This is a genomic window from Actinoplanes couchii (genome assembly GCF_016862075.1).
Lineage (GTDB): Bacteria > Actinomycetota > Actinomycetes > Mycobacteriales > Micromonosporaceae > Actinoplanes > Actinoplanes couchii.
The window spans coordinates 93,165-112,607 of sequence record NZ_BOMG01000071.1 but is presented as its reverse complement, the minus strand read 5'-3'; the positions used below and the strand labels follow the sequence as shown (position 1 = coordinate 112,607).

Annotated in this window: 21 protein-coding genes and 1 pseudogene; 7 read left to right on the top strand and 15 right to left on the bottom strand. The window is 70.9% G+C overall.

Annotation, left to right across the window (positions count from 1 at the left end):
• Positions 1 to 36 precede the first annotated feature (36 nt).
• Positions 37 to 1,314 carry a hypothetical protein gene (locus Aco03nite_RS28715; protein ID WP_203800061.1) on the bottom strand — a complete coding sequence of 426 codons (1,278 nt, stop codon included), beginning with the start codon at positions 1,312 to 1,314 and terminating at the stop codon, positions 37 to 39.
• Positions 1,315 to 1,619: 305 nt separating this feature from the next.
• Between Aco03nite_RS28715 and Aco03nite_RS28710 the strand changes: the two genes are divergently transcribed.
• The gene (locus Aco03nite_RS28710) at positions 1,620 to 2,201 is read left to right on the top strand and encodes an SMI1/KNR4 family protein (protein WP_203800060.1); all 582 of its coding nucleotides are present in this window, start codon (positions 1,620 to 1,622) and stop codon (positions 2,199 to 2,201) included.
• Here Aco03nite_RS28710 and Aco03nite_RS28705 read toward each other — a convergent pair.
• Genes Aco03nite_RS28705 through Aco03nite_RS28695 form a run of 3 tightly spaced genes read right to left on the bottom strand, consistent with a single transcriptional unit; the run spans position 2,198 to position 4,198 of the window.
• Positions 2,198 to 2,692 (bottom strand): hypothetical protein, encoded by a 495-nt coding sequence (locus Aco03nite_RS28705; RefSeq protein WP_203800059.1) that lies wholly within the window; start codon positions 2,690 to 2,692, stop codon positions 2,198 to 2,200. The genes Aco03nite_RS28710 and Aco03nite_RS28705 overlap by 4 nt on opposite strands.
• A complete protein-coding gene (locus Aco03nite_RS28700; protein ID WP_203800058.1) occupies positions 2,689 to 3,531 on the bottom strand; it encodes a hypothetical protein in 843 nt (280 codons plus the stop codon). Before Aco03nite_RS28700 ends, Aco03nite_RS28705 begins: the two co-directional genes overlap by 4 nt.
• 31 nt (positions 3,532 to 3,562) lie before the next feature.
• The gene (locus tag Aco03nite_RS28695; protein WP_239145505.1) at positions 3,563 to 4,198 is read right to left on the bottom strand and encodes a serine hydrolase domain-containing protein; all 636 of its coding nucleotides are present in this window, start codon (positions 4,196 to 4,198) and stop codon (positions 3,563 to 3,565) included.
• A 165-nt stretch (positions 4,199 to 4,363) separates the two neighbouring features.
• Between Aco03nite_RS28695 and Aco03nite_RS28690 the strand changes: the two genes are divergently transcribed.
• Positions 4,364 to 5,410 carry a hypothetical protein gene (locus Aco03nite_RS28690; protein WP_203800056.1) on the top strand — a complete coding sequence of 349 codons (1,047 nt, stop codon included), beginning with the start codon at positions 4,364 to 4,366 and terminating at the stop codon, positions 5,408 to 5,410.
• Here Aco03nite_RS28690 and Aco03nite_RS28685 read toward each other — a convergent pair whose 3' ends face one another.
• The 3 genes from Aco03nite_RS28685 to Aco03nite_RS28675 are packed head-to-tail and all read right to left on the bottom strand — an operon-like array spanning position 5,411 to position 7,373.
• Positions 5,411 to 5,866, bottom strand: a complete 456-nt coding sequence (locus Aco03nite_RS28685) for a GNAT family N-acetyltransferase (RefSeq protein ID WP_203800055.1) — start codon at positions 5,864 to 5,866, stop codon at positions 5,411 to 5,413.
• Between the two features lie 54 nt (positions 5,867 to 5,920).
• The gene (locus Aco03nite_RS28680) at positions 5,921 to 6,547 is read right to left on the bottom strand and encodes a DUF2461 domain-containing protein (RefSeq protein ID WP_203800054.1); all 627 of its coding nucleotides are present in this window, start codon (positions 6,545 to 6,547) and stop codon (positions 5,921 to 5,923) included.
• A gap of 37 nt (positions 6,548 to 6,584) precedes the next feature.
• Positions 6,585 to 7,373: an IclR family transcriptional regulator gene (locus Aco03nite_RS28675; RefSeq protein ID WP_239145504.1), complete on the bottom strand. Its 789-nt coding sequence runs from the start codon at positions 7,371 to 7,373 to the stop codon at positions 6,585 to 6,587.
• 139 nt (positions 7,374 to 7,512) lie between these two features.
• Between Aco03nite_RS28675 and Aco03nite_RS28670 the strand changes: the two genes are divergently transcribed.
• From Aco03nite_RS28670 to sigJ, 3 genes and pseudogenes are all read left to right on the top strand, one after another.
• A complete protein-coding gene (locus Aco03nite_RS28670; RefSeq protein ID WP_203800052.1) occupies positions 7,513 to 8,532 on the top strand; it encodes an isocitrate lyase/PEP mutase family protein in 1,020 nt (339 codons plus the stop codon).
• A 91-nt stretch (positions 8,533 to 8,623) separates the two neighbouring features.
• On the top strand, positions 8,624 to 9,787 hold the full coding sequence (locus Aco03nite_RS28665; protein ID WP_203800050.1) for an NAD(P)/FAD-dependent oxidoreductase: 1,164 nt from the start codon (positions 8,624 to 8,626) through the stop codon (positions 9,785 to 9,787).
• Positions 9,784 to 10,644: pseudogene (gene sigJ / locus Aco03nite_RS28660) on the top strand (RNA polymerase sigma factor SigJ); the annotation flags it as partial. The gene Aco03nite_RS28665 and the pseudogene sigJ, both read left to right, overlap by 4 nt.
• Before the next feature lie 60 nt (positions 10,645 to 10,704).
• Here the strand turns inward: sigJ and Aco03nite_RS28655 are convergent.
• Positions 10,705 to 11,499, bottom strand: coding sequence for an SDR family NAD(P)-dependent oxidoreductase (locus Aco03nite_RS28655; RefSeq protein WP_203800048.1), 795 nt, complete (start codon positions 11,497 to 11,499; stop codon positions 10,705 to 10,707).
• 87 nt (positions 11,500 to 11,586) lie between these two features.
• Between Aco03nite_RS28655 and Aco03nite_RS28650 the strand changes: the two genes are divergently transcribed.
• On the top strand, positions 11,587 to 12,162 hold the full coding sequence (locus Aco03nite_RS28650) for a TetR/AcrR family transcriptional regulator (protein WP_203800046.1): 576 nt from the start codon (positions 11,587 to 11,589) through the stop codon (positions 12,160 to 12,162).
• A 45-nt stretch (positions 12,163 to 12,207) separates the two neighbouring features.
• Here Aco03nite_RS28650 and Aco03nite_RS28645 read toward each other — a convergent pair whose 3' ends face one another.
• Together Aco03nite_RS28645 and Aco03nite_RS28640 are read right to left on the bottom strand one after the other, a co-directional pair.
• Positions 12,208 to 14,175, bottom strand: a complete 1,968-nt coding sequence (locus Aco03nite_RS28645; protein WP_203800044.1) for an acyl-CoA dehydrogenase family protein — start codon at positions 14,173 to 14,175, stop codon at positions 12,208 to 12,210.
• A gap of 166 nt (positions 14,176 to 14,341) precedes the next feature.
• Positions 14,342 to 15,061 carry a hypothetical protein gene (locus Aco03nite_RS28640; RefSeq protein WP_203800027.1) on the bottom strand — a complete coding sequence of 240 codons (720 nt, stop codon included), beginning with the start codon at positions 15,059 to 15,061 and terminating at the stop codon, positions 14,342 to 14,344.
• A 94-nt stretch (positions 15,062 to 15,155) separates the two neighbouring features.
• Here Aco03nite_RS28640 and Aco03nite_RS28635 point away from each other — a divergent pair, with 94 nt between their 5' ends.
• The gene (locus Aco03nite_RS28635; protein ID WP_203800024.1) at positions 15,156 to 15,896 is read left to right on the top strand and encodes a hypothetical protein; all 741 of its coding nucleotides are present in this window, start codon (positions 15,156 to 15,158) and stop codon (positions 15,894 to 15,896) included.
• A 24-nt stretch (positions 15,897 to 15,920) separates the two neighbouring features.
• On the opposite strand, the gene Aco03nite_RS28630 is transcribed toward Aco03nite_RS28635, so the two are convergent.
• The 5 genes from Aco03nite_RS28630 to Aco03nite_RS28610 all read right to left on the bottom strand — a co-directional run bounded on the left by Aco03nite_RS28630 (position 15,921) and on the right by Aco03nite_RS28610 (position 19,437).
• Positions 15,921 to 16,655: a hypothetical protein gene (locus tag Aco03nite_RS28630; protein WP_203800019.1), complete on the bottom strand. Its 735-nt coding sequence runs from the start codon at positions 16,653 to 16,655 to the stop codon at positions 15,921 to 15,923.
• Positions 16,656 to 16,723: 68 nt separating this feature from the next.
• Positions 16,724 to 16,864 (bottom strand): hypothetical protein, encoded by a 141-nt coding sequence (locus Aco03nite_RS28625; protein ID WP_203800016.1) that lies wholly within the window; start codon positions 16,862 to 16,864, stop codon positions 16,724 to 16,726.
• A gap of 66 nt (positions 16,865 to 16,930) precedes the next feature.
• Entirely contained in the window at positions 16,931 to 17,734 is an 804-nt protein-coding gene (locus Aco03nite_RS28620) for an oxidoreductase (protein ID WP_203800013.1), read from the bottom strand.
• Between the two features lie 16 nt (positions 17,735 to 17,750).
• Positions 17,751 to 17,891, bottom strand: coding sequence for a hypothetical protein (locus Aco03nite_RS28615; RefSeq protein WP_203800011.1), 141 nt, complete (start codon positions 17,889 to 17,891; stop codon positions 17,751 to 17,753).
• 934 nt (positions 17,892 to 18,825) lie between these two features.
• Positions 18,826 to 19,437: a response regulator transcription factor gene (locus Aco03nite_RS28610; RefSeq protein WP_203800009.1), complete on the bottom strand. Its 612-nt coding sequence runs from the start codon at positions 19,435 to 19,437 to the stop codon at positions 18,826 to 18,828.
• Between the last annotated feature and the right edge of the window lie 6 nt (positions 19,438 to 19,443).

Here is a 19,443-nt window from a genome sequence, read left to right as displayed (position 1 = left end):
GCTGAGGCCAACCCGGGGGCGCATGGAATCGCATGCCTAACGTCCCCTGACCCGCACACCCACGCCGGTGTCGGCCGGTGTCAGATCGATCGGGGACTTCGACAGCGCAGCGCCCAGGTGGACGAGCGTCGCATGCGGTATGACGTGCGCCAGGTCGAAACCGGCGAAGGTGTCCCGGTCGGTCCCCACGACGGCGAGCGGCACGAACTCCGGCCGCCCGGTCGCCGGGGCGATACGGCCCGCGCCCACGGTGAGTGTCACGGACCGGATCTTCCCGGCGCGGTCCGCCTCGAAGATCTCGTGCAGGGTACGCAGCGCGACCTGCCACACCGCGTTGGCGTATCGCTCCTTACGTTCCTTGACCGGCAGCGCGGTAGGAACGATCTCGTCCTTGGCCTTCACGTACCGGAATTCCCGGACCACCGGAATGCCGCTCGGCTCCGGCACGGTCACGGTGAGCGTCAACTCGCGGCTGCCGATGTCGAATCGATGGTCGTGTTCGACCGTGAAGCTCTCGGGATAGACGGAGTTGGACAGCACGACTCCGACATAGTCCTGAATGGCGGCCTCGACATCGAAGGCGAGATCGTTGATGAACTGCGAGAGTCTCTGGTTGTGTGCCGTGGCGTCGGCCTCCCGCTGCCGGCATTGGTGCTGATAGGCCTCCTCAGCGGCATGGAGGTTCCGCAGGCGGTCCTGCTCGGCCCGGGCGCGCCGCTCGGATTCGGACCTGTGGTCGGCATACAGCCGGGTGCAGTGGTCATGCCAGGCGCGGTGGCCCGCCTCGTGAGCGGCACGGGCCTGACCGACTGCCTCCTCATGACGCTTCCTTCCGCCGAAGGCGCCCGCCAGCCCGGTAGGAGCGGCAGGCTCCTGATACACCGGCTCGGGCGGATAGACCGGGGCCGGCATCGGAGGCACCGGCGTACTCAACGGGCCGGGATCGAACGGAGGATGCTCCAACGACCTGATCTTCAACGACTCGAGGTCGACATGGTCGTCCACCTCCAGAGTGGAGGCGAGCAACCCGTCGATGTCCCCGTACAACTGCGTCAGATCGGCATTCATCGCGGCCGCCTCAGCCATTCGGGCATCGACATGCATGCGCGCCGCGAGCTTCTCAGCCGCCGCCTGCTCCGCGGCACTCGCCCGGGCGGAAGCCGCCGCGGCCCTCTCGAATTCCCGGCGTGCGCGATCCGCCTCGCGCTGGGCGGCAAGGTGGCTCCGGTACGCGGCGGCAGCCTCCTGCCGGCGACGTTTCTCGGCCAGTTGTGCCTGGTGGTTCAGTTCGGCGAAGAATCCACGTCGTGCCACTCTGCCCTCCATGTATCCGTTACGCCGATGAACCGTACCGGTGCCCGAGAAGAGAACGCATCGACCGAATAACCGATTCGCGTGACCCTTCCAACCCTTTCGAGGGAGACCTGACTCGACACGAATCAGGAAAGAACCGGATAGGAGAAAACGATAGGCGTCCTATCGGGCTGAGCGGGTCGCAATTACCCCGAAGGGGGCGGCGACGGCACCCGTGCACATCGCCCCCGGGCAAGCCTCGGCACTCCGGCATCCCGCAGCCGGGTCCGGTAGAACCGGATCTTCCCGGCCGATAGATTCTGGCCGTGGGGGAAGTTACCGCGGCGTGGGTCCGCATCGAGGAGTGGCTGGGGCGGTATTCGCCCGGTGGGCTGGCGGGGCTGGCGCTTCCGGCCGATGACGGGCGGCTCGGGGCTGCCGGGATGGTGTTGCCGGAGGAGATCGTCGAGTCGTTGCGGCGGCATGACGGGATGACGCGGTGGCACAATCTGCTGCCCTGGGGCGGGCCGCTCGCCGTCGCGGAGATCGTCGAGCAGTACGAGATCCGGATGGAGATCGCCGAGGACGTGGACGGGTTCACCGTGCACCAGCCGGGCGGCGAGCCGTGGTGGCACGAGCGCTGGATCCCGTTCGCCGACGCCGGGATGGGGCTGCAGGTCGTCGACGGGCGGGACGGGCGGGTCGGGCTGGCGCCCACCAGCGACGCGGCGCACTTCGAAGACGGGTGGCCGTCGCTCGGCGCCTACCTGAGCGCGGTCGCCGATTCGCTGGAGAACGGCACGATGATCGGCGAATGGCGTCCGTACCTGACCGCGGCCGGTGAACTGTGGTGGGATCTCGCGGATCAGACCGAGGTCAACGGGGAGCCGCTGCGGCCGGTCGGTTAGGAGACCTGGCGGATCCGGGCCGCCAGGGCCTCCTCCAGCCCGTCCGGTCGGTCGCCGGTCAGGAAGACGTCGTGCAGCCGGTCCGGGAACATCGTGCTGATCGAGCCGTCGCTGTAGTCCCACGGCTGCGCCGGCTCCACCTTCCCGGCGGGGCCGAGCAGCACCCGCACCGGCGTCACCGACTCGCTGCGCACCTCCGAACCCAGGGTCGCGCAGTGCGCCCACACGTATGCCGTGGTCGCCCCGGCCGCCGTGGTGACCGGTGGTTCGGTGCCGAGGACGCGCACCCCGCACGCCTCCCGCTGACCATCCGGCAGGAACTCCGCCTGTGCCTTCTCGATCAGCGGGGTCACCCGGTCGCCGAGCGCGGCCGCCACCGCCGGGTCGAGGACCGGTTCGGTCCGCGACGACCAGTATCCGGCAGCGCCGGCGGCCAGTGCCACGACCACGAGCGTGGCCAGGGCGGACGTACGGCGGCGGGTGATCGTCATGACGGTATCGTCGCCGAAGCGCGCAAGGCCGCTCGATCCCGGTCCAGGTCGGCCACGATCGCGGACAGCTCGTCGCCGGTGAACGCCGGCGGAACCTGACCGGCGAAGTCCTTCGTGGTCCCGAAGCCGCGGGCCTCCAGCAGCTGGACGGCCTCCACCCGCAGACGGCTGAACAGTTCGGCCCGGTCGTCGTCGCCGAGCGCGGCCGGCCGCAGGTCCAGCCGGGCCGGTGACTCCGCGGTCCCGGCCGTCGTGACCCTGACCAGTCCGGATCTGTCCGCGGCGACCAGGTAGGTGACGTCCTGCCAGCGAACCTCGCTGCCCTCGGCGGTGGTCGCGCCGGAGGTGACCGCCGCGCCCGGGGCGGTGCCACCGAGCAGCGCGGCCGGCTGCAGCCGGGCGGCCAGGTCGAACCCGAGATAGCCGGGGTGCATGACGATCCACCGGCCGCGGAAGTGGCCGAGACGGCTGGCGTCCGCGCCGCCGTGACTCCAGAACAGGTTGCCGGCCCGCAGCATCGTGTGCCCGGCCAGCGACATCACCTCGGCCGTCTGCCCGCTGAACACCAGGGTGCCGAGCAGGGCACCGGTGCCGGCGACCGCCACGTCGGCGGTGTAGGCGCCGGAGCGGTTCGGCGACGCGGACGGGAACGAACCGGTCCAGTGCACGGCGGTGGTGGCCCCGGTGAGGTCCGTCGTGGCGGCGCGCAGCATCTCGGCGGCGCCGTCCGTCTTTTCGCCCGCCGGTTCCTTCTCGGTGCAGGCTGCCGTGTTGAGCAGGGCGAATGCGGCCAGGCCGGTGGACAGCAGGCGCCGTCGCGACAGGGTGTTCTCGGTCATGATGACTGCACACCCTAGTCAAAAAATCATGTCAATACGTCAACCTGTCCAGCACCAGATCGTGGATCGCCTCCACCAGGTCGCCGTCGCGCATCGAGTGGGCCGTCACGGTGATCGCGGCGCGGCGGGCGGGGGCGATCACCACGAACTGGCCGTACGCGCCGTCCATCCGGAACGTGTCGTCGCGGCCGATCCACACGCCGAAGCCGTAACCGTGCGACAGATGGGCGCTGTAACCGGTGGTAACGGGATCCGCGGTCAATCCCCGTACAAAATCGGCGGGAATGATCTGTTGTCCCTCCCACGTGCCCTCCTGCAGCAACAGGCGGGCGAAACGCGCCAACTCGGACGTCGTCAGGAAGAGGTGGCTCTCCGCGAACGGGAACCCCAGCGGGCAGCAGTGCCAGGCGGGATTGTGCAGGTCGAGCGGCCGGAAGAGGCGAGGGAGGAGGTACTCACGCAGGTTGGCGCCGGTCACCCGGCCGATGGCATAAGGGCCGGTTCCCGTGTACGCGTACCTGGTAACCGCCTTGGCCACCAGCGGCGCGGCGACGATGTCGTGCAGCAGATCAGCCGAGTCGACACGTTCGTGCGAGTGCCATCGCAGTCCGGAGCCACTGGTCATCTGCACCAGATGACGCAAGTCTGCCAGAAGGTTGTCGGTCACCCGGCATCTTTAGCAGCGGGGCGGCGGTGGCCCACTCCGGGCCCCGGCTGATACGCATCCGTCGATGTGGTGGGTTCGCCCTACCGTTAAGGTCATCGCGCTCCCGCCCGTCAAACTTGATCCACTAGATTGATCGCTCCCGCCGAACTCCCGAGGAGACGAGAATTGAGCACCATCAGGCGTCGGCTGCTCGCCGTCGGTATCGGCATCGGCCTCGCGGCCGTCGTCGGGCTCAACGTTTTCGTGGTTCCCCGCGTCTTCGGTGCGGAGCAACCCGACCCGGCGAGCGTGGCCGCGGCGGCCGCCGTCGCCGACCTGCCGGCGCTGGCCACCGCCCTGGCCGCCGCGCCCGCGGTCCGCTGGTCCGGCACGTTCGAGTCCGCCGACGGCGCCGCCTGGGCGCTGGACGCCCGGGTCACCACCGCCGGCACGACGCTCGGCACGATCAAGTCGGCGACGGCGATCGGCGAGATCCTGGCGATCGGCGACCGGGTGTTCGTGCGGGCCGCCGACGGATTCTGGGGCGGGATGGGAATCACCGACGCACGGCGCACCGGGTTCGCCGACCGCTGGGTGGACGTACCGCAGGAATTCCTCGGTCTTGATCTGGCCGGGGCCGTCGGGCCTGCCGGGATCACCGCACCGGTGGCCGGCGCCCCCACCACCGTCGACGGCGTCGCCGTGCAGACGGTCACCGCCGGCGAGCGCACCTTCCAGATCCGCACCACCGAGCCGAAGGGCCTGGTCAGCGTGACCGCCCCCGGCTACCGGGTGACACCGGCCGTCCTGGACGACACCGAGCGGGCCGCGTTCTTCACCCAGCTGCGCAAAGCCGCCGCCGAACTGCCCACCGCCGCCGGCCTGGGCTCCCTGATCACGCAGAAGGGCCGGGCGGTCCTGCAGGCGTGCGACTCCGGCTCCTGCACCGCCAAGGTCGCGTTCACCAACCGGGTCGCCCCCACCGCGAAACACGTGACCACCGGCGACAAGGTCTGGGCCACGATCGTCCTCACCCGCAACGGCAAGACCGCCAAGATCTGCCCGGTGTCGCTGACCCTGGCCCCCGGCGCGTCCAAGGCCGCCACGTGCGCCGCAGAGGTCCAGGCCCGCAACGGCGCCACCTGGCGAGCCACCACCACCCCGGCCACCGCCCTGTCCGAGGCCGAGGCAAAAACCATCACCGAAGCCCTGGAGGCCGAACTCCCGGCCTGATCACCGGGGGTGCAGCGGCTTCCGGAGGATGTAGTTCAGGCCGAAGTCGGTGTCGGAGGTGCGGATGTCGGTGTAGCCGAGGCGCTGGTAGAAGCCGTGGCCGGTGATGCTGGCCCCGGTTTCCATGAAGTCGTGGCCCTCGGCCGCGGCCAGGCCCTCGATGTGCCGCATCAGCAGCCGGCCCACGCCCGTACCGATGCGCTCGGGGTGGATGAACATGGTGAACACCTTGTTGCCGTCGCGGGAGACCGTGCCCACCACCCCGCCGTCGTCGACCGCGACGAACATCTGCCGCTCCCCCGCCAGCTGCTCGACCCGGGCCGGGGTGAAGTGGGCACACATCCGGTCGATGAGCTCGGCCGGGTAGTCACGGCTGTTCACCTCCCGCAGGCAGCGGACGATGATCGTGCTGACCGTCGCGCTGTCGTCCCACCGGAACGGCCGGATAGTCACCATGCCGGCAGTCTGCCGCGCCGGCGGGACGCGCGAAAGGGACCGGGGGTCACGCCATCACTCCGGGCCGACGTGGTGGTCGAGCCAATTCTTGAGGGGGCGGCTCGTGCGGAAGAAGTCGACGACGCGGTCGCGGGCGGTGGCTGTGCCCATCCACTCGGCGGGCTCCCAGTCCCGCCAGGTGGTCAGGCCCTTGTGGCGTAGCAGGCCGGCGTGTGGGTGGTCCTTCGGGAAGCCGCGCGGGACGGTTCTCAGGCTGTCGTGGCCGTGGATCTCCAGGCCGGCCTGTTCCAGGTCGGCGACCAGTTTCGGCAACGAGGGGCCCAACTTCGGGTCGTCGAGGGTACGGCGATAGCGGTCCAGCTGGCCGGGGCCCATCCGGTACATGCCGCAGCCGGCCGCCAGCCCGTCGGCCGACAGTTGCACGTAGAAGCCCGCCCCGAGCCAGATCCCCAGGTGTGTCTTGTAGGGGCTCTTGTCGTTGCTGAACCGGACGTCCCGGTGCGGGCGGAAGATCTTGCCGGGGCCGAACTCGGGTTCGAGGTCGGCGAGCAGCTCCCGCCCCGGACCGCGTACCTGCTCCTCGTAGAACTTCTGCCGCGCGGTCCAATAGGTCTTCGAGTTGTCGGCGGCGAGACCCTCGTAGAACTCCAGCGCCTCGCTCGGCCAGCCGTGGAACGTCACCCGCGAAAGTCTGCCACTTCGGGCAGGGGGTGGGTGGTCAGGACGGGCGGTAGCCGAGTTGGGCGGAGATCCGGGCCGCCGACTCCAAGAGGTCGGTGGTCGCGGTGGGGGTGGCTTCGGGGCGGAAGCGTAGTGCCGGGCCGGCCAGGCTGATCACCGCCACCACCCGGGCGTCGTGGTCGAAGATGGGGGCCGCCACTGATGCCGCACCCGGCTGGCGTTCGCCCAAGGATGTCGCGTAACCGCGTCTGCGGATTCCGGCCAGGTCCTTGCGGAGCTTTGCCGGGTCGATGATCGTCCGGTCCGTCATCGCTTTCAGGGGGTGCCGCTCCAGGTACGTCTCGACCTCGAAGTCCGGCAGGAACGCCAGGAACGCCTTGGACGATGCGCCGGCATTCAGCGCGAACGGGATCCCCAGACTGACTTCGAGGCGAAGCTCCTGGTCGGGGACCACCTGGTCCACGTAGAGCCGGGTGTCTCCGCGCCGCAGCGACAGGGTGGCCGTCTCGTTCGTACGGGCGGAGAGGTGTTTCAGTTCGGGGGCTGCCATCGCTCGCACGTCGGTGCGGGCCAGGTAGGCGCGGCCCAGCGCCACCGCCGCGTGGCCCAGGGCGTATCGCCTGGTCGACGGGTCCACCGTGATCAGCTCACGGCTGCGGAGGGCGGTGAGGATCCGGTGCACGGCGGCCTTGGTCAGGCCCAGTGCGGTGGCGATCTCGGTGACGCCGAGGTCCGGCTGGTCGGTGCGGCCGAAGTGGAGGAGCACGTCCATGGCCCGCTCGACGGCGGCGATGGACCGGGACTGGCCCTCATCCTCTTTCAGCACGGAAACACCATATCCCGCGATTTCGCCAGGAGAAACGCTGTATCGAGCCGGGCCACGGCGTATCGGCACCGGGACGGCCGCGCCCGGGGAGGCACTGCTCGAGTGGCGTGGCGGGCGGTTTCACGGTACACAGCGGATCATGACTGCTTCCGCCCTGCGAGCGTTGCTCGCCGCCGACCGGGTCACCCATGTCCCCGGCGTCCACGACCCGGTCACCGCGGTACTCGCGGTCCGGGCCGGCAACCGGGCCGTGCACCTGTCCGGGGCGGCCGTGTCGGCGACCATGCTGGGCCGCCCCGACCTCGACTTCGTGCACGCCACCCAGATCGCCGACCGGGCGTCCACACTGGTCCCGGCACTCGGCGGGGTGCCGGTGCTGGCCGACGCCGACACCGGCTACGGTAACCCGGTCGATGCGGTGTGGACGGCCCTGGCGTACGCCCGCGCCGGAATCTCGGGCCTCCTCCTCGACGACCGGGCACATTCGAGATCGGACAATCGGCCGCACCCCGCGCACGGCGGTCGACCGGTCGGCAAGGAACTGATCACGATCGGCCAGGCGGCCGCGAAGATCACCACCATGGCCGAGCAGGCGCCGGAGATGGTGGTGATCGCGGGCACCGGCGCTCACCCGGTGCGCGGGCTGGACGAGACGATCCTGCGCTGCCGGGCCTATGCGGAGGCCGGGGCCGACGCGGTCCACCCCGAGGGGGTGGAGACCCTCGAGGACCTGGCGCGGGTACGAGCGGCACTTCCCGGCGTACCGATGGTGATCAATCGCAGTGAGCCCTCACCGGGAACTTCCACGGTGAGCGACGCCGATCTGGCCCGCCTCGGGGTCCGGTTGGTGCTGCATCCGGTGGCGGCCCTGCTGGCGGCGATGCGGGCGGCGTCGCTGGCCTACCGGGCCATCGCCGACACCGGTTCCGCCGAGCCGGTCGACCGGATGCCGTGGGCCGCGTTCACCGACCTCGTCGAGCCGGAACAGGAGCAGGAGCAGCACGAGTCGCCGGCTCCCGTCCCCTCCCCCGTCATCCACCCCGCTGTCCAGCCCGCTCCCGGCCCGGCTGCCGCCCGCCCCGCGCCCTGGATCGTCGACGGCCGGTACACCGCCGAGCACCGGGACGCCCGGTACGTCCCCGGCAACCTGCAGACCTGACCGCATGTGACCCGGGTCACCGTGTTTCACGAACGGTGGCCCGGCATCCGTCCCCTTTCCGTCATCGAGCCGGAAGTCAGGGGAACGCAGCATGCGGGAGATCGTCGTACTGGGAGCCGGATACGCCGGCCTGACCGCCGCCACCAGCCTGATCGGTCGAACCCGGCGATCCAGGCCGGCCGGCGAGGTCCGGATCACCGTGGTGGACGGCAACACGTCCTTCACCGAACGACTGCGACTGCACCAACTGGCGACCGGGCAGCCATTGGCCGAGCGCCCCTACGCCGACCTGCTGACGGGCCCCGGGGTCGACCTGGTCACCGGTGAGGTGGCGGCGATCGACATGGCGACCAGGACGGTCCGGCTCCGCGACGGCCGGACACTGCCGTTCCATTTCCTGGTGTACGGGCTGGGCAGCCGAGCCGACACCACGGGCGTCCCCGGGGCCACCGAAAACGGCCACACCGTCGACACCGCCGCCGACGCCTCCCGGCTGTCCCGCCGCCTGCGGGAACTCGACGGCCCGGCGACGGTGGTCGTGTGTGGAGCCGGCCTGACCGGCGTCGAGACCGCGACCGAGATGGCCGAACGGCACCCCGCGCTCGCGGTGACCCTGGTCGGCGACCGCGAGCCGGGAGCCGCTCTGTCCCCGAGACCACGGGCACATCTGCGGGCCGCGCTCGACCGGCTCGGCGTCCGCGTGATCAGCGGATCCACAGTGACCCGTGTCCATCCCGGCAAGGTCGAACTCGCCGACGGCCGGACCCTGACCGCCGACGTGACGGTGTGGACCGCCGGGGTGCGGGCCCCGGGACCGGCCGGGTTCGCCACCGACGATCGGGGGCGGATCATCACCGACGAGATGCTCCGGTCGGTGTCGCACCCCGAGGTGTACGCGGTGGGTGACGCCGCGGCGATCCGCCAGACTTACGGGGTGATGCACGGAACCTGCCAGAGCGGCATGCCCACCGGCGTCCAGGCGGCCCTCAACATCAGCCGCGAACTGGCCGGCCGGCCCCCCACCCGGTTCCGCTACGGCTACCTGCACACCGCCGTCAGCCTGGGCAGGCACGACGCGGTCGTCCAGTTCACCGGCCCGGACAACAGTCCCGGGCGGTTCCACCTGACCGGCCGGGTCGCGGTCCGGTACAAGGAGACGGTGACGTCGTCGGTGTGGCCGTCGATGGCCAGGATGCTCCGGCTGCCCGGCACCGGGCGGTTGGCCTGGCGGCGCGGCGGGGCCCGGACCCGATGAGCGCCGGGACGTTCGAGGGCTACCGGCCACTGCTGTTCTCGGTCGCCTACCGGGTGCTCGGGTCGGCGGCCGACGCCGAGGACGCCGTGCAGGACGCGTGGGTCCGCTGGTCGGCGGTGGACCGGAGCGGGGTCGGCGAGGTCAAGGCGTACCTGGTCCGGATCGTCACCAACCTGGCCATGGACCGGCTGCGGGCGGCCCGGTCCCGGCGGGAGTCGTATCCCGGGCCGTGGCTGCCGGAGCCGATCATCACGGAGTCCCCGAAGCCCGGGGAACTCGCCGACTCGGTGTCGACCGCGCTGTTGCTGCTGCTGGAGAACCTGAGCCCGCTGGAACGGGCGGTGTTCGTGCTCCGGGAGGCGTTCGGGTTCAGTCATGCCGAGATCGCCGTGGCGGTGGGCCGGTCCGAGGACACCGTCCGGCAGGCGGCGTACCGGGCACGGTCGCGGGTCCGGGCCCGGCGCCCGCGGACACTTGTCGACCGGGGGCGGCACCGGGCGGTGACCGAACGGTTCCTTGCCGCGGCCGGTGGTGGTGACATCAACGTGCTGATGGAGATGCTGGCGCCGGACGTGACGCTGTGGACGGACGGCGGCGGCAAGGTCCGGCAGGCGTTCCACCCGGTCACCGGCGCCGGGCGGGTGGCCGCCTGGTTCACCGGCCTCGGCAGCCGGGCCTACCAGGGTGTCAGCCCGGCCGAGATGTCCGCCGAGATCACCACTTTGAACGGCGCCGCCGGGATTCTCCTGCTCGGCGGCGGCCGGGTCCTGGCCACGCTCACCCTGGACCTGGCCGCCGACGGCCGGATCGCGGCGATCCACAACGTGGCCAACCCGGAGAAGCTGCGGGCCGTGGCCACCGGCGCCGTCCACCCGGTCTCCGTCTCCAGTGAGCAGGCTCAGGCCTCCGTCGGCGTCTCAGGTGAACAGGCTCAGGCCCCCGTCGGCCGCGATGGCCTGGCCGTTGATGTAACCGGCGCCCTCGCTCGCGAGGAAGACCAGTAGCGGGGACACATCTTCGTACGGGGTTCCGAACCGGCCCACCGGCACCATCGTCACCAACTGCTTCGCCGCGGCCCGGCCCTGTTCGGTCAGGTCGAAACCGGGGGTCTTCGCCACCGGCAGGAACGTGTTGGTGACGATGCCGTACCGGCCCCACTCCTGGGAGGCCACCCGGGTCAGCGACATCACCGCGCCCTTGGCCATCGAGTAGGTGGAGAAACCCGGGGTCGGGTGGACCGCGGCGCCGGAGGCCGTGTTGATGACCCGGCCGTACCCCTTCTCCTTCATGATCGGCAGACAGTGCTGCATGAACAGCATGCTCTGCAGAGGGCCGGTGCGGTACGCGTACAACGCCTGCTCCGCAGTTGCCTCTTCCAGGAGTTTGTGCTGGTCGAGCCCACCTTGCGCGATGTTGGCCAGGATGTCGACGGTGCCGTACCGCTGCACGGTGGCGGCGACGACGGCCGCGATCTGCTCGGGGTCGGCGATGTCGCACGCGATCGCGAAGGCCTCGCCGCCGCGCTCCCGGATCTCGGCGGCGACCGCCTCGACGGCGGGCCCGGAGATGTCGGTGAGCACCACGGAGGCGCCCTCGTCGGCGTACCGCCGCGCGGCTCCGCTGCCCACCCCACCGGCGGCTCCGGTGACGATCGCGACCCGGCCGGCCAGCTGTCCGCTGCCCACGGCGGGGTTCGGTGACTGTTCGCTCATGGCAACCTCCCCTAGTTATGAGGCTGGGAACTATACATGGGGCCGAGCCCCATGTTTAGGGCTACGGTTCACCGATAGGATGCGCTGGTGACACAGGGAACCCGGGAGATCGCGCGCGTCGCGGTCCGGCGACGGCTCGCCGAGGTCGCCATCGACGTCTTCCGGCGGGACGGTTTCGACCGGGTGACGATCGCCGACGTGGCCGCCGAGGCCGGGGTGTCGCGCAGCACGTTCCAGCGCTACTTCCCCACCAAGGAGGACGTCTTCCTCGAACCGATCGAGGAGCAGACGGCGCTGGTGGAGGTGGCCCTGCGCGAGCGCCCGGCCGGCGAGGACGACTGGACCGCCCTGCGCCGCGCCCTGGACGCGCTGATCGCGCCGCAGCTGGCGGATCCGGCCACCGCGCTGGACACCGCCCGGGTCATCCAGCAGACCCCGGTGCTGCGCGCCCGCACGGTGGCGCAACGGGTCGCCTGGGCCCCCCGCCTGGCCTCGGCCCTGGCCGAACGCCACCCCGGCCAGGGCTCCGACCTGATCCGTCTGGTCCGCGCGGCCGCCGCGATGAACTGCGTGACTCTCGTCGTCGAACGCTGGGTCGACTCCCACGGCGAACGCGACTTCGGCGACCTGCTCGACGAGGCCTTCACCGCCTTCCGCGGCTGAGGCGTGTCTCAGAAGCCGGTCAGGGCCGTTCGCGGTACACCGGGATCAGGACTGCCGGATCGCGTCGTCCTCCTTGGCCATCGTGTCCTGGCGGGCCGGCTCCTCGCGGAGGATGGCGGCGTTCAGCCACTCGTCCGGGATCGCGAACGCGTCGACGAGGGTGCGCATGTGCGGGCGCAGTTCGCGGAGCAGGTCGTTGACGACCGCGGTGATCGCCTTGGACCGGGCCGGGGTGAGACGGCCGTGCTCCAGGAACCAGGCCTTGTCCTTCTCGATGGTGGTCAGCGCGTACAGGTCGCAGAGTTTGGCCAGCAACGCGCGGGCGGCCGGGTCGGTGGTCCGATCGATTCCGGCCACGAAGGCTTCCAGGGTGATCCGGTCGATGTGCGCCGTCGCCGTCGACAGGACGTGGTCCTGGACGTCGTTGAAGATGTCGAACGGGCGATCCTTCTTGGTCGCGGCGCCCTTGCGGAGGCGGCGGATGACACTCTCCAGCAGGTGCTTCTCGCGGTCCTCGAAGACCGACAGGTGCCAGCCCCGGTCGGTGACCGCGACCTCCTCGTCCCGGCCCGGAACCGCGCTGACCAGGCGCTGGATCAGCGACCGGGCGGCGGTGCGCTCCAGCACCATCTCGCGGACCTGCTCGGCGACGAAGGTGGCCCGGCCCCAGCCGTCCAGTGATCCGAAAGCGTCCCGGTACCCGGTGAGCAGTCCTTTCGCGACCAGCTGCAGCAGGACCGTGTTGTCACCCTCGAACGTGGTGAACACGTCGGTGTCGGCCTTGAGCCCGGGCAGCCGGTTCTCCGCCAGGTAGCCGGCGCCGCCACACGCCTGCCGGCACATCTGGATGGTGCTGGTGGCGTGCCAGGTCTGCACCGCTTTCAGGCCGGCGGCCCGGGACTCCAGCTCGCGCTGCCGGTGCTCGTCGACCGGTCCGGTACTGGTCTGCACCTCACCCATGGTGACTGCCAGTTCCTCCTGGGCGAAGACGTAGGCGTACGTCCGGGCCAGTGCCGGTAGCAGTTTGCGCTGGTGTGCCAGGTAGTCGTTGAGGACCACCTCGCGGTCGTCGCCGGGCCGGGTGAACTGGCGGCGGGCGTCGCCGTAACGGACCGCGATGGTGAGCGCGTTGCGGGTGGCCGCCGAGGCCGCCGCGCCGACGGTGACCCGGCCGCGGACCAGGGTGCCCAGCATGGTGAAGAACCGGCGGGTGTCGTTGGCGATGCCGCTGGTGTACGTGCCGTCCGCCGCGACCTGTCCATATCGGTCGAGCAGCATGTCGCGGGGCACCGTCACGTGATCGAACGACAGCCGGCCGTTGTCGACGCCGAGCAGCCCCGCCTTCGGCCCGTCGTCACCGATGGTGATGCCCGGCATCGGGTTGCCGTCCTCGTCCCGGATCGGCACCATCCAGGCGTGCACGCCGTACCGCTCACCCCCGGTGATCAGCTGGGCGAACACGACAGCCATCCGGCCGTCCTTCGCGGCGTTGCCGATGTAGTCCTTCCGCGCCGCCTCATGGGGCGTATGCAGCACGAAATTGCCGGAAGAGGGGTCGTAGGTGCAGGTGGTGCGCAACTGCTGCACGTCCGAGCCGTGACCGGTCTCGGTCATCGCGAAGCAGCCCATCAGATCGGCCGAGATGATGTCCCGCAGGTACCGATCGTGATGGTGCTTCGTGCCCAGGGCGACCACCGCGCCACCGAACAGCCCCCACTGCACGCCGGCCTTCACCATCAGTGACAGGTCGACCTGGCCGAGCATCTCGGCGGCGACGGTCGAGCCGCCCGGGTCCGCGGAGCCGCCGTAGGCCACCGGGAACGCCGACGCCACCCCGACGTCGGTCGGCAGCTCGCGGATCAGCCGGGTCACGCGTTCGCGCGCGTCGGCGCCGCTCTCGCCCGGCACGGTGACGAACTCGGCGCCCAGCTCGTCCCGCACGGTCTGCCGGATATGCGCCCACCGCCCGTCGAGCACGGCGGTGAGGGCGGCAGCGTCGACTCCGTTGATCATGCAACCAATATTACCCACCAGTAACTTCAAATCCCAGCGATGATACGAGTGACGAAGTCCTCGCCGATCGGGGATGTCCCGTGGTTTCACCGCGAGGCGGGCGGCCCGTCCCGGCCGCCCCGCGACCGCCGGGCCGGATGCGGCCCGGCACCGGCACGCAGAACCGCTACCTGCCCAGATCCGCCTGCTTGACGTAGTCACCCGCGGCCGGCGCCGTGATCTCCGGGAAGCTCGCGCCGAAGTCGCTGAACTCCAGCCGGTCGCCCTTCAGATCACCGAGCAGAACCGGGTAGGGCTCGCCGGTGGTGGCGATGTACAGCTTGTTCGTGCTGCTCCCGCCGTCGTTCAGCACCACGACCGGGGTGAACGCGATAGCTGTCGTCTCACCCTTCGACACCTTGCCGTCCGGTTTCAGCATCGCGTCGGCGTCCCCGAAACCGAACAGCCCGCTCCACGTCTTGTCCCGGGCCGGCACCAGGATCCACCGGTCCCCGAGTTTGGCCGCGATCGTGTCGGCCTGTGCGCCGAAACCGACGGTGGACCAGAACGCCTTGTTCGGCTTCATGTACTGCTTGCCACCGACCACCATCACCTCGACGTCGGCGGTGTCACTGAACGACAGGGTGCCCTTGAAGTCCTCGCCGGAGACCGCGACGTCCACCTCGACCGTGGTGTCCTGCTCGGTGGCCCGGCCCGTCATCCGGTACGAGTCGGCCGCCGCCAGCGCGGTGTTGGCCCGTTTCAGGATCTCGTCGGCGGCGAGCGCGGACACCCCGTTGTCGGGCGCCTCCGGCGACGCGGCCGGGGTGCTGGTCTCCGCACTGTCGCCACCGCCGCATCCGGAGAGCAGCAGTACCAGGGTGGCGGCGAGGACGTTGAGCCTCATCGTTCGAGACTATTCCGGCATTCCGCCGGGGGCCGATAGAATCCGCTGCTTCGGGCCCGGAGGGGACCTCCGGCGAGGTGGGAAGCAGGGCTTGATGAGAACAACGGGAACCGCGGGACTGCTGTTCGCCGTGCTGTCACTGGCCGCGTGCGACAGCGCCGGGCCCGCCCCGGCCGCGGTCGGGTCCGCTGCCCCGTCCACCGCTGTGTCCCCGGTGGTCACCGCCTCGGCCAACGGGATCGAGGCCCTGGAGGCGGCGGCGATCCTGGACCGCGCCCGGGAGACGCTGCGCAGGGCGCCGTCGTTCCGGTTCACCGGCACCGCCGACGGCCGCACCCTGGACCTGCGGATCTCCGGGGCCGACGCGCGGGGCACCGTGCTGGTCGGCGAGGAGCGTACCGAGTGGCTGGTGACCGGCGGTCAGCGTTACCTGAAGGCCGACGAGCGGTTCTGGGCCACCAGGTTCGGTGACCGGGAGGGCGCGATCGGCCGGGAACTCGTCGGGGACCGCTGGATGCTGGTGCCACCGGCCATGGACAGCCGGTTGATCGGCAAGGACTTCGCGGTCGGCGCGCTGCTCGACACCACGTTCGCCCCGGACGGCACGGTTCGTAAACAACCGGCCGCCGGGGCGGTGACGGTGACCGACGCGGGCGGTTCCGCGGTGTCGGTGGCGACGACCGGCGAGCCGTACCCGGTCGGCTGGACCGGCAACGGCAGGACCGGAAGCATCACCGAGGTGGGCGTCCCGTTCCCGGCCATCACCACCCCACCCGAGGACGAGGTCTTCGACCTGGTCACCCTGGTCGAGTCCGGCATGCTGACCGAACTCTGAACCCCCGCCCGGCGCCCGTACTGATCAAGCCAGGTCTTCCTTCTTGATGTACTCGCCCTCGGCCGGCGCCTTGATGTCGGTGAAGCTCGCGCCGAAGTCGCTGAACGTCACGCCGTCACCGGTCGCGGTGCCCAGCTTGATCGGGTAGGGCTCGCCCTTGGTGGCGACGAACACCTTGTTGTCCGCGTCGCCGCCGTCGGCCAGGGTGATCACCGGGGTGCCGTTGACCTCGGTGGCCTCTCCCTTGGTCAGGGCGCCGGACGGCTTCAGGACCTCGTCGGGGTTCGCGGCGCCGAAGATGCCGCTCATCGACTGGTCGGTGGCCGGCACCAGCATCCACTTGCCGGCCAGCTTGTCGGTCATGGTCTTGGCCTGCGCGCCCAGCCCGAGCATGGTCCAGAAACCTTCGCTCGGCTTCATGAACTGCTGCCCGCCCGCCGAGAGCAGTTCGATGTCGGCGCCCTCGCCCATCGACAGCGTGCCCTTGAGGTCCGTGCCGGAGATCGCGAAGTCCAGCTTCATGGTCGTGCCGTCCTGGGTGGCGGCGCCACTCATCCGGTACGAGCCGGCCTTGGTCAGCGACTCCTTGGCCTTCGTCAGGATCTCGTCGGCGCCCAGTTCGGCCACCCCGTTGTCGGCGCCGGTCTCCACCGTCGCGGAGCTGCCGCCGTCCTTGCCGTCGGTGCTGCCACAGCCGGCCAGCAGCATCGCGGCGGTGGCCACGGCGGCGAGGCCGGCCCGGAACGTCGTCTTCCGCATGTGTCTCTCCCCGTTTCGTATCAGTCGAGCCGCGTGACAGTATCCGCGCCAGGCAACGGAATGATCAACTACGGCGCCACCGGCCATGAGTCGAAGCCCACACCGGTCACGCCGGCGCCTCGCGACCGGAGGACCGGGTCAGCCGGGTGCTCCACCTCGTACTCCGGCAGGTCACCCAGGAAGACCCGGACGTACCCGTACCTCTCCACCGCGGGATACGAGTCGCCCCGGCCCTGCTTCGGAATGGCGCGGCCGGGCGGATCCGCCGGGATTCCTCACTCGGGTCTCGGGAGCTCCCGGTCGCCGCCCCACAGAGCCCGGACCAGGCGGTTCGTCATCTCAGCACCGAAGAAGCGGACGGCCGTCACGTTCACCGGGTCGCGCTCGGCGATGTTGCGGCGGATCGTCTGATCGGCGGCGGCCAGCGCCGGCCGCCGGCCCACCGGCACCGGCGGGGCCTTGTCCACCCAGCGCAGCCAGCGGTCCACGTGCGCGTGCGCCCGCTGCGCGACGATCCCCAGGTTGCGCCGCGAGGTCTCGAACGAGTAGCAGTACGCCGTCGGTGACAGACTGGCCCGGATGAACCCGGACCGGCTCACGAAGTACTCGAACTCCGGATCGGCCCGCAGCTCCCGCCACGCCTCGTCCGCACCCGCGTAGTAGTCGTCGAAGTAGCCGGCGTCCTCGACCAGGTTCACCCGCGGCACCGAGTCCAGATAGAACCAGCCGCCCGGCCACACCAGCAGCGTGATCCCCAGATGCGGCACCCGTGTCCGCGGGCCCAGCCAGGCAGTCAGGTGCAGGTTGGCGAAACCGGCGCCCGGATCCCCGATCCACGAGTGGACCAGCCAGTCGATCTCCGGCCCGGCGTATGCCTCCAGGGAACCGCCCGGCCCGTCCGGATGGCCGCCGTACGCCTGCAGATCCCGCGTCGACGGATCCCGGGTCAGCTCGAACCGGGCGTCGATCTTCCCCTTCAGCTCGGCGAGCAGCTCCCGGTAGTACTGGAACGTCTCACGCACGTCGACCACCGGCGAGTCGTCGGCCCTGTCCGGCACCTGCCGGATCGTCTCGGTCACTGCGGCGCACCTCTCCTCATCGGACCAGCGCGTCGCCCGACCGCCACGGGCAGCCGCCGACCAGATCGGTGTCGCGGGAGACCAGCCGGTTCGCGGCCTGCGCGGGCGCCACCACAGCGCCTCCGAGCGCCGCGCCGGGTGGGCCGCCGGTACCCACCGGCGCCGAGATCCGCCCGGAACGTGTCGCCCGGCCGGGTCGCCGGCTCCCACGCCTGCTCCCGGGACCGGTGCCAGGACGGGTGGTTGCCGAACTCGGGCAGCACCACGAGCCGTGCCCCGCGCTCCGCCGCGACGTCGATGACCCGCACGCAGGCGGCGAGGTTCTCCCCGGCGCGCGGACCGATCTCGATCCGGGCGCCGGCAACGCGCACGAGACCGGGCATCCGGTTCCCCCTAGCGAAACGGCGTTTCCCAAAACTACACTCGGGTCCGCCCGCGCGACAGCCGTTGTCTTGATGACAAAGATATTCTTGGCGGTACGCCCCGATTCCGCACCCGTTCCCGGCGAAGTTCGCGAATGACGCGGATGCCGCCCCCTGGCCGCCTGGCCTGGCCGTAGCGCCTCGACCGTCCATTCTCGCCACCGGCTCATCGAACGGTGGCCGGTATCCGCCGAGATCGCCGCGTTCCCAGGCCAGATCGCCGGCCAGCCGCCGGACCCGGATCGGCTCGCGCGGCGGCCGACAGCGCAGCTGCTGCTCCCGTTCGTCGAAGCGACGCAGGGCCGCCGACGTCCGGCAGACCCGGTACCGCAGCAGGGAGAGGTCCGGCAGGCCGGCGAGAACCCTGGTGACCGGGTCCGGACTCGGGCCGCCGAAAGCCTCCGGATCCGGATCGGGACCGCTGCGCCGGGCGATCTGCGATCCGTGCTGGTCCAGCCGGACGGCAGGGACGGCGTGGTCGAGCCGGGGCGGGCCGGGCCGGTCGGTGCCGGTCGGGGACTCGCCGCGCAGCCGGCGCTCCAGCCGCAGAGACAGTTCGGTCCTGCCGATGCCGTCGACCCCGGAGAAGGCGAGCACGTTGTCGCGGCCCGGCCGGTCCAGGACGGCCCGGCCGGTCCGGTCGTCCAGGACGTCCGTGGATCGGGGTGGTCAGGCCGGGAGCCAGCCGTTGTCGTCGGCCAGGCGGACCGCTTCGGCCCGGGTTCGGGCTCCGGTCTTGCCGATCGCGGCGGACAGGTGGTTGCGGACCGTGCCGTCGGAGAGGTGCAGCTCGTGGGCTATCGCGGAGACCGTGCCGCCGTTGCGGGCGGCGCGCAGCACGTCCGTCTCCCGGTCGGTCAGCGGGGACTCGCCGTGGGCCAGGCTCTGCGCCGCCAGCGCCGGATCCACCACGATCAAACCCTGATGGACGCGGCGTACGGCGTCGGCCAGCTGCCGGGCCGGGGTGTCCTTGACCACGAAACCGCCCGCACCCGCGGCCATCGCCTGCCGCAGATAACCGGCCCGGCCGAACGTGGTCACCATCAGCACCCGGCAGTCCGGCACCGCCGCCCGCAGCTGCTTCGCGGCGGCTATCCCGTCCAGGCCGGGCATCTGAACGTCCAGCAGCGCCACGTCGGCCGCGTGGGCGCGGGCCGCGGCCACCACCTCGTCACCGCGCCCCACCTCGGCGACCACCTTCAGGTCGGTCTCCAGATCGAGCAGCGCGGCCATCGCGCCCCGGACCAGCGCCTGATCGTCGGCGAGCAGCAGTTTGATCATAAGTGG

Bases quoted from the DNA above. Each gene is read 5' to 3' on its own strand.
- Aco03nite_RS28670 (WP_203800052.1), top strand. From the start codon at position 7,513: ATGACTGCTTCCGCCCTGCGAGCGTTGCTCGCCGCCGACCGGGTCACC.
- Aco03nite_RS28610 (WP_203800009.1), bottom strand. From the start codon at position 19,437: ATGATCAAACTGCTGCTCGCCGACGATCAGGCGCTGGTCCGGGGCGCG.
- Aco03nite_RS28640 (WP_203800027.1), bottom strand. From the start codon at position 15,061: ATGAGGCTCAACGTCCTCGCCGCCACCCTGGTACTGCTGCTCTCCGGA.
- Aco03nite_RS28655 (WP_203800048.1), bottom strand. From the start codon at position 11,499: ATGAGCGAACAGTCACCGAACCCCGCCGTGGGCAGCGGACAGCTGGCC.
- Aco03nite_RS28700 (WP_203800058.1), bottom strand. From the start codon at position 3,531: ATGACCGAGAACACCCTGTCGCGACGGCGCCTGCTGTCCACCGGCCTG.
- Aco03nite_RS28685 (WP_203800055.1), bottom strand. From the start codon at position 5,866: ATGGTGACTATCCGGCCGTTCCGGTGGGACGACAGCGCGACGGTCAGC.
- Aco03nite_RS28630 (WP_203800019.1), bottom strand. From the start codon at position 16,655: ATGCGGAAGACGACGTTCCGGGCCGGCCTCGCCGCCGTGGCCACCGCC.
- Aco03nite_RS28705 (WP_203800059.1), bottom strand. From the start codon at position 2,692: ATGACGATCACCCGCCGCCGTACGTCCGCCCTGGCCACGCTCGTGGTC.
- Aco03nite_RS28665 (WP_203800050.1), top strand. From the start codon at position 8,624: ATGCGGGAGATCGTCGTACTGGGAGCCGGATACGCCGGCCTGACCGCC.
- Aco03nite_RS28645 (WP_203800044.1), bottom strand. From the start codon at position 14,175: ATGATCAACGGAGTCGACGCTGCCGCCCTCACCGCCGTGCTCGACGGG.
- Aco03nite_RS28635 (WP_203800024.1), top strand. From the start codon at position 15,156: ATGAGAACAACGGGAACCGCGGGACTGCTGTTCGCCGTGCTGTCACTG.